This is a genomic window from Sphingobium sp. KCTC 72723 (assembly GCF_014280435.1).
GTDB lineage: Bacteria > Pseudomonadota > Alphaproteobacteria > Sphingomonadales > Sphingomonadaceae > Sphingobium.
Genome location: NZ_CP060388.1, coordinates 3,366,619 through 3,379,526, shown reverse-complemented (window position 1 = coordinate 3,379,526; position 12,908 = coordinate 3,366,619). Strand labels below are relative to the sequence as shown.

Sequence of the window (12,908 nt, the reverse complement as noted above, 5' to 3'; positions counted from 1 at the left end):
CCGCCGATATGGCCGCCCCGACATCCTCCCCCATTTTGCAGCGTCCATGCTGCATCGACGGCCAGCGGGCGATGCACCGGCAAAGGGCATCCCGCTATTGCGCGTTCTCCCCCATAGAAACTGTCGGGAGCGGCAAATCCGCTATAGGGATTTCACTTTATTTCATATTTGTAGCAGTCACGGTAACATTCGGATTGCGGATCGGGCATCGCGCCTCGTCTCTACCCTGTGTCGGACGGCGGCCCTGTCGTCCTGTATCTTTTGGGGAAACGCACACAGATGGCCGACCGGAACGAGAGCGACAGGATGACTTTCAGCCGCCGGCAACTGGCGGGGCTGGCCGCTGGCGGCGCGGCGCTGGTGGCGGGCGGCGCGCCTGCCATCGCCCAGACCACAGCGGCTGCCGCCAAACCGGCGATCGAACCGACCCGCCTCGTCAGCGCGGGCGAAACGCTGCGCCCCGAAATCGTCGGCGATTTCGGCATCGTCGCGGCCGGGCGGCATTATGCCGTGGCGGCGGGTACGCGCATCCTGCTGGCGGGCGGCAATGCGACCGATGCGGGCGTCGCCGCCGTCTTTGCTGCGGCCGTCACCGAAATATCGCATTTCGGCTTCGGCGGCGAAGCGCCCACGATCATTCATGATGCCAAAACCGGCAAAGTGTCTGTCATCAGCGGGCAGGGAGTCGCCCCCGGCCTCGCCACGCCCGACAAGTTCGCTGCCACCGGCGTCATCCCCGGCAATGGTCCCAATGGCGGCACCATCCCCGCCATGGTGGACGCGATGGCGCTCGCCTTGCAACTCAACGGCACGATGACGCTGGATCAGGTGATGCAGCCGGGCATCGAACTGGCCGACGGCTTCGTCATGTATAATTTCCTGGCCGAAGTGTTCGCCAGCCAGCAAAAAGCCACGTCGAAATATAAGTCCGCCTACGACACCTATTATCCCGGCGGCGCGCTGCCCAAAACCGGCGCGATCTTCCGCCAGCCCAACCTTGCCCGCACCATGCGGATCATCGCCGAAGCCGACCGCGCCGAATTTGCCCGCAGCAAGGATCGCAAGGCCGCGATTCAGGCCGGGCGCGACGCCTTCTATAATGGCGACATCGCCCGCCGCATCGGCGCCGCGATGGAGGCGGACGGTGGCCTGATGCGCTATGACGACCTCGCCCGTTACAAGGGCAGGGTGGAAGCGCCCGCCACGACGGACGTGTTCGGCTATACCGTGTGCAAGGCGGGTTTCTGGAGCCAGGGTCCGGCCATGCTGATGGCGCTCAGCATCGCCGAAGCCGCCGGTATCGCCACGATGGAGCCGGGGTCCGACCCCTATCTCCACACCGTCGCAGAATCGATCAAGCTGGCCTTTGATGATCGCAACGCCTTCTTCGGCGACCCCGATTTCGCCACCGTGCCGATGAAGGGGCTGCTGTCGAAAGACTATGCCGCCGCCCGCGCAAAGATGATCGGCCCGCGCGCCTCGCTCGACCATCGTTTCGGCAACCCATGGGCTTTTGAGGGCCGCAAACGCACCACCCCCGCCTTCACCCCCCATATGATCGAACGCAAGGCCGCCCCCACGGCAGACACGACGGCCATCGAAGTGGTGGACAGGCAAGGCAACCTGTTCAGTTGCACCCCCAGTTCCGGCTGGCTGCTGGGCGGCGCCTATATTGCGGGCGATACCGGCGTGCCGATGAGCAATCGCCTGACCGTGTTCGACCTTGACCCCACCAGCCCCAATCTGCTGGTCCCCTATAAACGCCCGCGCACCACGCTTTCACCCTCCATGGTGATGAAGGATGGCAAGCCTTATCTGGCCATCGGCACGCCGGGCGGCGACAATCAGGATCAGCAGATTATGAACGTCCTGCTGCGCGTGCTGGCCTTCAACCAGCCGCTACAGGCCGCGATCGAAGCGCCGCGCATCAACTCCAATCATTTCCACGGCTCTTTCGGCATCAAGAAGGACGAACCGGGCGTACTGGAAATCGAGGATCGCGTGTCCGCCGATGTCCGCGCCGCGCTGACCGCGCGCGGGCATAAGCTGGACGTGCTTGGTCCCTTCGCCGTGTCCACCGGCATCGTCGCGGCGGGCGTCGTCCCAGAAACCGGCACCCTGCGCGGCGGCGCGGATGTGCGGCGCGAACGCTATGTGTTCGGCTGGTAAGAGGATAAAGCAAACGATTGCCTTTTACGCGCAACCCCTCTATCCTGACGGGAATCCAAAAAGCCGCTAAGGCTGTGGACCTGTCAGGAGAGGCTGCCCATGCACAACCCGTTGCAACGCCCCCGGATGCGCCTGTCGCGCATCGTGGAAATGAATCTGGGTTTTCTGGGCATCCAGTTTTCCTTCGGCCTGCAACAGGCCAATATGGGACCGATCTACCGCTATCTCGGCGCGGATGAGGCCAGCCTGCCGCTGCTCTGGCTCGCCGGACCCGTCACCGGCCTGCTGGTCCAGCCGATCGTCGGCGCATTGAGCGACCGCACCGTCAGCCGCTGGGGCCGCCGCACCCCCTATTTCCTGATCGGTGCGATCCTGTGCAGCATCGGCCTGCTGATGATGCCATACAGCCCGACGCTCTGGTTCGCCGCCAGCCTGTTGTGGATTCTGGACGCGGCCAATAATATCACGATGGAGCCATACCGCGCCTATGTCAGCGACCGGCTCGACGAAAGCCAGCGCGCCCTTGGCTTCCTGACCCAAAGCGCCTTTACCGGCCTTGCCCAGACCCTCTCCTATCTCGCGCCCTCGCTGCTCGTCTGGTGGGGCATGGACGCCGATCTGGTCGACGCCAACGGCATCCCCGACGTGACTCGCATCGCCTTCGTCGCAGGCGCGGTCATTTCCATCTCGACCATCCTCTGGTCGGTCCTGCGCGTCCCCGAACTGCCCTTGCCGCCCGCTGAAATCGCCCGGATGCAGGCCGAAAAACTCTCCCCCCGCACGGCCCTGCGCGATTTTGTCGCGGCGGTCCGCGACATGCCGCCCGCCATGCGTCAGCTTGCCCTCTCCATGCTGCTGCAATGGTTCGCCATGTTCGCTTACTGGCAATTCATTGCCCTCGCACTCGCCCGCTCCATCTTCGACACGGCGGATGCGACCAGCAGCGGCTTTCGTCAGGCGGTGCTGCTCACCGGCGAAGCAGGCGCGCTCTATAACGCCATTGCCTGCGTCGCGGCCTTCGCCATGGTCTGGCTCAGCCGCCATATCGGCACCAAAACCATTCACGCCGCCGCCGTCACGCTCTCCGGCGCGGCGATGCTCGCCATACCGGGCGCTACGGACCGCGCGGCGCTGTTTCCGCTGATGATCGGCATCGGCATCGGCTGGGCCAGCATGATGGGCAACCCCTACGTCCTGCTCGCCAACGCGATCCCGCCCGAACGCACCGGCGTCTATATGGGCATTTTCAACATGTTCATCGTCATCCCGATGCTGCTCGAAACGCTCATCGTCCCGCTGATCTACCGCCCGCTGCTGGGCGGCGACCCGCGCAACATATTGGAGATGAGCGGCGTGATGATGATCGCGGCGGGGGCGGCAACGCTCATCGTGCGCGATCGTCCGGTGCGGACCTGATCCACGCCGCAATGGATTGCCGTCGCTTGCACGATTGCCTAGACAAGGCGGTATGACAGACGAAAAGGCAGGCCCGGTCCGCAGCATTACCGATCTCGCGCGGATCGCGGGCGTCTCCGTTTCCACCGTGTCGCGCGCGCTGACGGCCAAGGGCGCGCTCAACACCGAAACCCGCCGCCGCATACAGGCGCTGGCCGACCATCATGGCTTCCGCCTCAACGTTGCCGCGCAGAATCTGCGCCTCGGCCGCACCGGGTCGATCGCGGTGCTATTGCCATTGGGGCATGAACGCGGCCAGCATCTCTCCGACCCCTTCTTCATGGCGATGCTCGGCTTTCTGGCCGACGAACTGACCGAGCGCGGCTATGACCTGCTGCTCTCGCGCGTGCTGCCGCAGGGCGACGACTGGCTCGACGCCTTCATTCGCGCCGGGCGGGCCGATGGCATCATCATCATCGGCCAGTCGGATCAGGGCGCGGTCCTCGACGCAGTGGCTGATCGCTACCGCCCCCTGGTCATCTGGGGCTCGCATGGCCCGCGCAACCGCTATCTCACGGTCGGGACGGACAATATCGCCGGGGGTCAACTGGCAGCCCACCACCTGATCGACCGGGGACGGCGCAAACTCGCCTTCTTCGGCAATGTCGCCGTGCCGGAATTTGCCGCCCGTTATCAGGGCTTCCTTGCCGCGCTGCCCGATGATGTGCGCGGCCAGGTCGATCTGGTCCATGCCCATGTCACCCCCGAAGCCAGCCAGAGCGTCGCAACGGCCTATTTCGCTGCTGGCAACCGCCCCGACGGCATCTTCGCCGCGTCCGACGTGACCGCCATGAGCGTCATTGCGGCGGCCGCCGACCATGGCCTGCGCGTGCCTGCCGACCTGTCCGTCGTCGGTTTCGACGATGTGCCGATGGCCCGGTTGACCAACCCGCAACTCACCACCATTCGTCAGGATATTGCGCAGGGCGCGCATCTGCTGGCCGACCTGCTCGTCCGCCGCCTGGGCGGGGATGATGGCACCTCGATCCAGATCGCCCCCACGCTCATCGTCCGCGATTCCGCCTGACCCCAAACGCATCAGGCCCGGTCCCTTGCGGGGCCGGGCCTGACATCGTCGCAACTGTTGCGTATCAGAACTTATATCGGATCGCCGCCGTCACCGTGCGCCCATAAACTGCGCTGTTCTGGAAAATGCCGCTGGTCGCATTGATCGGCAGCAACGAACCGCCCGCGCGATAGCCCAGCGTATCGAACAGATTGTTCGCGTTCAGCCCCAGCTCCAGATTCTCGACTGGCCGCACCTTCAGGAAGGCGTTGAAGAAAGTCGTGCCGCGCAATGTGTACGTGTTGAAATCGTCGATCGGCGCGTCCGACTGACCACTGGCCGACACGCCCACGGCAAACAGCCCCATGTCGTAGGATGGCGAAATCAGGTAGGTCAGCTTGGGAATACCGCCCGGCCGGTTGCCTGCCAGCACGGCCGTCGCGCTGTCCTTGATCTTGGGGTTTACCCAGGTCAGGTCGGCCGCCAGGTGGAAATTCCCCATGTTCAGCCGCCCGGTAAACTCCACGCCCCATGAACGATAGGCGTTGGAAATGTTCGGGTCATTGTTGGGCGCAGGATTGTTGATCCGGGTAAAATCGTAATTATTCTCGGTCAGGGATGAACGGAAGCCGGTGACTTCCACCGAATAATTGCCGCTCTCGCCCACGAATCCGCGATGCTTGACGCCCACTTCCTGCTGGTTCAGGAAATTGACCGCCGTGCTGGCCCCCTGCGCGTTCAGCGACCCGTCGGCATTGAAATTGCCACCCAGCACGCGCCGGTCGGCGTTGAAACGACCACCCCGGCTGACGCGGGCAAAGACGCTGGTGCTGTTGGTGAACGCATAGAGCGCACCGATCGACCAGCTGGTATAGCTGCGCTTGTAATTGATCCGTTCGATCACCCCGCCCGGCAACATCGACGGCAATGTCGCGGTGCCGACTTCATCGGTCACGACATAGTTCGGCCCGGCGACCCCGGCCTGCGCCGTGCCTTCGCCGCGAATACGGTCGAACCGGACGCTGGCGTCCAGGTCCAGCCCGCCGCCCGAATAATTGGCCGACACGAACGGCGCATCGTCGGTATATTTCAGGTCCATCGTGCGGGCGCAGCAATTGCCCCAATTGTCGTTGAACCCGGCCTGACCCGCCGATGTCAACTGCGTGCCGGTGGTCGAAAACAGGTTCAGCGGCGACGCATTTTCGCCTTCCAGCGCGCTATATTGCCGGTTGACGTGCCAATCCTGCACGATGTTCTGGCTCATGTGGAACCAGCCCGCCTGCACCGTCACCTTCGCTTCGCCCATCTCGAACTTGCCGGTCAACGCCAGATTGTTGGCGATGCTGCCCATGTCCTTCATGATGGTGTTGATGTTGGGATTATTGTTCAGATAGGTGCCGGTATAGGCCTGCCCCTTTTGCGGCCCGGCGGCATAGCGGATCGACCCGACCGTGCTGCCATTGACCGTGGAACCCAGCACGCCGGCGGTCGGCGCGACGTTCAGAAACTGGGTCGTGAAGCTGCCGCTCATATCGGTATAGCGGAAGTTGTTGTCCACGGTCAGCATGTCGCTCAGCTCGTAATGAAACTGCGCGCCGACCGACGTCACCTTGGGATGAATGCCGTTCATTTCCGCGCTTTGCAGTGCGCCATTGGTGTCGACATAGCGGAAATTGCGGTTGTAGATCGAATAGGTCGACCCGTCGCGCGCATCGAACGTCGGCAGCGGCTTGAAATCGGTAATCTTGTTGCCCTTGATCGACACCAGCGACGGCATCGTCGTGTTGGTGGGGGCATGTTCGTCCAGCCGCTTGAAATTCAGGCGGATATAGCCTTTGCCATCATCGAAATCCTTGGTGACGTTGGCCTTGACCTGATAGCCGCGCAGGACGTTGAAATCCTCATTCGTCGGGCCGCCGCCTTCGCGGGCATAGCCGCCGATGTGGAACCGCAACGTGTCGCTGATCGGGCCGCCATAGTCGAAATCGACGCGCGTTTCGCGGAAATCGACGCCCTTGGAAATGCCGATCGCGCCGCCTTCCTTGTCGCCGGTCTTGCTCAGATAATTGACCACCGCGCCCGGCGCCTGGCTGGCGAAGGTAGAGGCGGAACCGCCGCGCACCGCTTCGACCCGCTCGACATTCTGGTCGAAACGCAGCCAATAGTCGTTATTGCCGAACTGAATGTCGCCAAACAAAGTGACGGGTAGGCCGTCCTCCTGCAACGCGACATATTCCGAACCGCCGGTGGACACCGGGATGCCGCGCACGCCGATATTGGCGTTACCGCCCGGACCCGCCGTATCCGACGGCTGAAGGCCGGGGATGGAACGCAGCACTTCGGCTTCGGAACGGGGCGTGAAATTCTGGATCGCTTCCTGGCTGACCTGCGACACGGAAATGGACGAACGGAACCGCGACTTGTCGCCAGCGGCGGCGGTGACGACGATGTCCTCACCTGCAACCGGCGCGCGATCGTCGGCAGCGGCGGGGGCCGCCTGCGCTGCGGGTGCGGCATCCTGCGCGAACGACGGCATGGCAATGCCTGCCATGGCCAGCGCGATCGTCGAAATACAGCTGTACTGAACGGAAATCTTCATCACCCTCTCCTGCAAAGGCCGCCGCATATCTCTCTACGGTCGGTTACCAGTCTGGATTATGCCTCGCCGCAAACCTTTGCAACTGTTTTCTGCAAACGTTTGCTGTTTTCCCTTTCCGACCGTTGCATCCTTGCTATGATGCCCCTTGCGGTAGAGGAAGAACAGGGCGGAAATGCGCCAATATCCAACGCCAAGGGCAGGAGGGGACCACATGACCGCCAGCAATCCCTTTGCCGACCTGCTCGCGCGCCAGCCCGCCAGCGCCGCCGCGTCGGACGCGGCGGCATGGATGCAGGCCATCGAGTCGGCGACCTTCGCAACTTTGCGCGCAGGCACCGCAGCCCATGCCACCGCACATCTCGATCAGGCCTGTCGCCGCTGGCCCGACGCCACGCGCCTGCACTGGCTCCACGCGCTCTTGCTGCGGGAAGATCAGGCGCATGAAGCGGCACTCGACGCGGCAACCCGCGCCGCCGACCCGGCAACCCGCGCCGCCGACCCGGCACTCACCGCCCAACTCCGCTACGAAACCGGCCGCCCCGCCGCCGCCCATTTTGCCGCCGCCCGCATGGCAGCCCCCGGCGATACCGCGCTGATCCGGGGCCATGCCGGTGCGCTGGCGGCCGAAGGGCAGGGGGATGATGCCCTTGCCCTGATCGCCCGCGAAACTGCCGCCCGGCCCGACTGGGTGGAGGGTTATGCCTATCACGCCACGCTCGCCCGCCTGCTCGGCGCGGACGCCAGCGCCATCTTCGCGCAGGCGGTGCAGGCGCAACCGCATAGCATCGCCCTCCGCCTGAACTGGTTCCACTGGCTCGCCAGATTGCGCGACTGGCCCGCCGCCCGCGCCGTGCTGGCCGACGCCACGCGCGCCTTTGGCGACACCCAAGCCCTCATCATCGCCCGGCTCTACCTGATCGCGGAATCGGGGGAGGGGGATGATCAGCCCGACCTGTTCGCTCCAGTCGCCGACAATCCCGACCCCGGCCTTTCCCTCGCCCGCGTCCGTCACGCCCTGCGCTGCCACGCGCCCGATGATGCCGCCGCCATCGCGCAGGCGCAACTCGCCACCCCCGCCGCATCCCTTTTCTGGCCCTATCTCTCTCTGTGCTGGCGCTTGCTGGGTGATGATCGCGCCCGCTGGCTCGACCGGCCCGACGCCTTCATCCGCACGACCGACCTCGATCTGGATTGTGCCGCGCTCGCCAATCTGTTGCGCAGCCTTCACATAGCTGCGGCGCCCTATCCCGACCAGTCGGTGCGCGGCGGCACCCAGACCGACCGGCCCCTGCTGTTCCGCCACGAACCCGAAATTGCCCATGCCCGCGCGGCGATCGAAGCGGCCGTGCGCGACTATGTCGCCGCGCTTCCCCCACCCGAAACCGGCCATCCTCTCTTAAACACCCCGCGTAACGACCTGAAATTCGCGGGAAGCTGGTCCGTCCGGCTGACGCGCAAGGGCCACCACGCCGTCCACACCCATCCCGCCGGCTGGATCAGCTCCGCTCTCCACATCGCGCTGCCCGACGCCATGGGCGCGGCCCCCGCCGGATGGCTCCGCTTCGGCGCACCTCCGCCCGACCTTGGCCTGACCCTCACACCCTACCGCCAGATCGCCCCCAAAGTCGCCCGCCTCGTCCTGTTCCCCTCGACCCTGTGGCACGACACCATCCCCGTCACCGATGGCGAGCGCCTCTCCCTAGCCTTCGACATCCGCCCGCCACGCTTCTAGACTTCTCTCATCCTCCCCTTGAAGGCAGGGGAATCGTCTATGAATCACATCTGATTTTACTTCGTCATCCTGAATTTATTTCAGGATCCATCGCGCCCCAAATGCCGCCGTTCGTGACGAGGAATGGATGCTGAGCCGCAGGCCAGCGCAGCTAAACGAGTTCAGCATGACGATTAAACATGGCATATTTTCATATGCGATAGCTCTGCCTACAACGGGATGAAACTCTACCCCCCCCACCAGCCGCGCCAGATGTTCATCATGCCCCGGCATCGTCGCTGCCGCCTGCGCGATCGCCCCGGCCAGCTTCTCGACATAGACCCGGCTCGCCGCCGGATCGGCCATATAGGCCAGCATCGGGTCGCACCCCTGCGGCCTATTGCCCTGCCCCACATGCACGGCGGTCCAGCTTGTCGCGCCAAACAGGTCCATGTCGCGGGTGATTAGCCGCCCGTCCCGCGCGAAATGGTCGATCCGCGCCTGCAAACTGTCCGGCACATCCATCGCCGCGCAATAACGCCACAAGGCTGAATCGTCCCGCTCCATCAGCTTGTAATGCAGGATGATGAAGTCGCGGATCCGCTCGAATTCGGTAATGGCGATGCGATTATATTCGTCCCGCACCGCCGCCGCACCATCGCGCGTCGGGAACAGCGCCAGCAATTTGGCGATCCCCGCCTGGATGAGGTGGATGCTGGTCGATTCCAGCGGCTCCATGAACCCCGACGACAGGCCGATGGCAATGACGTTGCGGTTCCAGAATAATCGCCGCCGCCCGGTGGTGAACCGCAACGCACGCGGATCGCCCAGCGCCGCCCCGTCCAGATTGCCCAGCAACGTCGCCGCCGCCTCATCATCGGAAATATGCGCCGAACAATAGACATAGCCATTGCCGGTCCGGTGTTGCAACGGGATGCGCCATTGCCACCCCGCGCTGCGCGCCGTCGATCGCGTGTAGGGCGTGGTTTTCTCCACCCGTTCGCACGGCACCGCCACGGCCCGGTCGCACGGTAACCAGTGGGTCCAATCCTGATATCCCGTCGCCAGCGCCCCTTCGATCAGCAGCCCGCGAAAGCCCGAACAATCGATGAACAGGTCCGCCGCCAGCACCCGCCCGTCGCCCAGCGTCACGGACGCCACATCGCCGCGCGCGCCATCCAGTGTCACATCGGCGACCTTGCCCTCCACCCGCACCACGCCGCGCGCCTGCGCATAGCGGCGCAGAAACGCGGCATAGAGGCCCGCGTCGAAATGATAGGCATAATCGAACGTCGACCCGATGCTGCGCGGGTCGGCGTGCGGCGGCGCAAAGCCCCCGCGCCTGGCCGCACCCCATGCCATCGCCAGGTCGTCCAGCGGCACCGTGCATCCCGCCGCCCGCGCCGCCAGCCAGTGCTGATGCACGCTCAGCATGTCGAACGGCTTGCCATAAGTGCCGAAGGGATGGAAATAACGCTGCCCCAATCGGCCCCAATCGACAAATTCGATGCCGAGCTTGAAACTGCCCTTCGTCGCGCGCAGGAACTCGCCCTCGTCGATGCCCAGCGTGTCGTTGAACAGGCGAATGGGCGGGATCGTCGCCTCGCCCACGCCCACCGTGCCGATCTCCTCGGACTCGACCAGCGTGATGGTGCAACCGCGCGGCAGGGCGTGGGCCAGCGCCGCAGCGGTCATCCACCCCGCCGTGCCGCCCCCCACGATCTGGATCGACCGGATCGCGCGATCGGCGCTCACTTGACCGCCTCGAACACCAGCCCCAATCCCTTATAATCCCCCTTCATCTTCACCCGCACACCCGCGCGCATCCAATAAGCACCGCTCGCCAAGCCCGGCACCCCATCGGGCAGCGCCGCCCCGTCCAGCATCCGCACCTTGTAAGTCCGCGCCGGGTCCAGCCCATCCAGCGCAACCGCCCCCACATTGTCGCGGAACATCGAACTGTGCAGCATTTGGAACAGCACGGCCTGCCTCTTGTCCGGCGCGACATAGAGGGTCGCGGACGTGGCGCTGTCCGGTCGTGGCGGCGCAATCCGATACAGGTCGCCCCGCTGCACAGTCGCGCGAATCTCCTTATAGGCCGCGATCCATGTGCGCACGGTATCGAAATCGCCCTGCTGCCAATGGTCCAGGTTCGATCCGATGCCAAGGCTCCCCTGCATCGCCGACAGGAAACGATAGTCCAGGCTCGTCTCCCGCCCGTTCGCCCAATTGGGGCTGTCCGTCACCCACGCCATCATGATCGACGGGGCATAGGCCTGGGTGAAGCCATCCTGTATCGTCAGCCGGTCGAACGGGTCAGTATTGTCCGACGTCCAGCTCTGGTCCGTCACCCCCATGATGCCAAGGTCGATGCGCCCGCCACCACCCGAACAGCCCTCAATCTCCAGCCCCGGATGCCGCCGCCGCAACTCGGTCAGGATATGATAGAGGTTGCGGACATACTCGACCTGCACCCGCTGCTGGTCCTGCGGCGGAACCCCCGGCCAGCCGCCTTCGGTCCAGTTGCGATTATAATCCCATTTCAGAAACGCAATGTCATTGTCGCGCACCAGCCTGTCGAGCCAGCCCAGAATATGGTCGCGCACGTCCGCCCGCGCCAAATTCAGCACCAACTGGTTGCGCCCTTCCGTCCGTGGCCGGTCGGGGAAGTGCAGCACCCAGTCGGGATGCGCCCGATACAGGTCGCTGTTGGCGTTCACCATTTCCGGTTCGACCCACAGGCCAAAATCCATCCCCAGCGATTTGACCTTGTCGATCAGGGGTTTGAGGCCATTGGGGAATTTTTTCGGATTGACGCTCCAGTCGCCCAGCCCCGCCTTGTCATCGTCCCTCGCGCCGAACCAGCCATCATCGACCACGAACCGTTCGACGCCGATCTTCGCGGCCTTCTCCGCCAGCGCCATCTGCCCGGCCTCGGTCACGTTGAACGTCGTCGCTTCCCAACTATTATACAGCACCGGCCGGATCTTCGCCTTGGCCCCGCCCGGAATGATGCTGGCCCGCTGAAACGCATGGAACCGCCGCGACGCATCGCCCATGCCCTGCGCCGAATAACCCGCATAAAATACCGGCGTATCCAGCGTCTCGCCCGGCTTCAACGTCCAGCTGAAATCATAGGGGTTATATCCCCCGCTTATCCGCACCCGGCTCAGATTATCGGCCCCCACGCTCAACTGGAACGATCCCGACCATGCCAGCGCCCCATACCACACCGGCCCGTCCGTCTCGCTTGTGCCGCTGCGCCCCACCGCGAACCATGGCTGATTGCCATGCCCGGTCGATCCGCGCCGGCTTTCCAGCACGGTCAGGGCAGGGGTCACCGCCACGCTCGCCTGCGACCATTCCGCCCCATGCCGCCCGGTCAGATAATGGAGCCGATAATCGTCCCCGGTCGGCAGGGTAAAGGTCGCTGCCGCCATCTGGTCGATCCGCACCGGCTGCGCGTCGCCATTGCGCACGCTGGCCGACCGGGCGATCACGCCCGTCGTCGGGTCCATCGTATACCGCAGCGTGACGCTCAGCGGACGGCGAATATCGGCCAGTTCCACCGTCAGCGTCTCGCCCGACACCTTATGCCCGCGATATTTCAGCACCAGGTCGCGATTGCCATCGGCGAACATAGCCTTCACCCCCGGCTCGCTGACCAGTCCTTCGCCTTGCCCGGCATATTCCTGCGCCGTGATGGAGCCTGCCGGATCGAAGCCGGACAATTCGCCCGGCACCTTCGCTGCCAGTGGCGCACCCGCGTCCAGCGCCGCGCCCCAGTAAAGCGGCTGGAGATAGCCCTTGTCGTCCACCCCCATCGCATAGGTCACGCCGCCGCCATCCAGCCGCAACAGCTTGCCATCGGCGCTCGCGCTCACCTTGGCGAGCGCCGCACCCGAAGGCGCAAAGCAAAGGATTGCCGTCCCAACGGCCAACAAGCGTCCCATCCGCATCACTCTCTC

7 protein-coding genes are annotated in these 12,908 nt (G+C 64.5%); 4 read left to right on the top strand and 3 right to left on the bottom strand.

All coding sequences use genetic code 11. The features are described 5' to 3' along the window. Positions 1-306 precede the first annotated feature (306 nt). From SPBM01_RS16365 to SPBM01_RS16355, 3 genes are all read left to right on the top strand, one after another. On the top strand, positions 307-2,169 hold the full coding sequence (locus tag SPBM01_RS16365) for a gamma-glutamyltransferase family protein (protein WP_262504226.1): 1,863 nt from the start codon (positions 307-309) through the stop codon (positions 2,167-2,169). A 99-nt stretch (positions 2,170-2,268) separates the two neighbouring features. Beyond that, positions 2,269-3,585 (top strand): MFS transporter, encoded by a 1,317-nt coding sequence (locus tag SPBM01_RS16360; protein ID WP_188062659.1) that lies wholly within the window; start codon positions 2,269-2,271, stop codon positions 3,583-3,585. 52 nt (positions 3,586-3,637) lie between these two features. Then, positions 3,638-4,651, top strand: a complete 1,014-nt coding sequence (locus SPBM01_RS16355; protein ID WP_188062658.1) for a LacI family DNA-binding transcriptional regulator — start codon at positions 3,638-3,640, stop codon at positions 4,649-4,651. Positions 4,652-4,715: 64 nt separating this feature from the next. Here the strand turns inward: SPBM01_RS16355 and SPBM01_RS16350 are convergent, their stop codons facing one another. Beyond that, the gene (locus SPBM01_RS16350) at positions 4,716-7,229 is read right to left on the bottom strand and encodes a TonB-dependent receptor domain-containing protein (protein ID WP_188062657.1); all 2,514 of its coding nucleotides are present in this window, start codon (positions 7,227-7,229) and stop codon (positions 4,716-4,718) included. 211 nt (positions 7,230-7,440) lie between these two features. On the opposite strand from SPBM01_RS16350, the gene SPBM01_RS16345 reads away from it, so the two are divergent. Next, complete coding sequence (locus tag SPBM01_RS16345; protein WP_188062656.1) at positions 7,441-8,961, top strand: putative 2OG-Fe(II) oxygenase; 1,521 nt, start codon at positions 7,441-7,443, stop codon at positions 8,959-8,961. 75 nt (positions 8,962-9,036) lie between these two features. On the opposite strand, the gene SPBM01_RS16340 is transcribed toward SPBM01_RS16345, so the two are convergent. Together SPBM01_RS16340 and SPBM01_RS16335 are read right to left on the bottom strand one after the other, a co-directional pair. Further along, positions 9,037-10,635 carry a tryptophan halogenase family protein gene (locus SPBM01_RS16340; RefSeq protein WP_262504451.1) on the bottom strand — a complete coding sequence of 533 codons (1,599 nt, stop codon included), beginning with the start codon at positions 10,633-10,635 and terminating at the stop codon, positions 9,037-9,039. 56 nt (positions 10,636-10,691) lie between these two features. Further along, the gene (locus tag SPBM01_RS16335) at positions 10,692-12,899 is read right to left on the bottom strand and encodes an alpha-galactosidase (RefSeq protein ID WP_262504225.1); all 2,208 of its coding nucleotides are present in this window, start codon (positions 12,897-12,899) and stop codon (positions 10,692-10,694) included. Between the last annotated feature and the right edge of the window lie 9 nt (positions 12,900-12,908).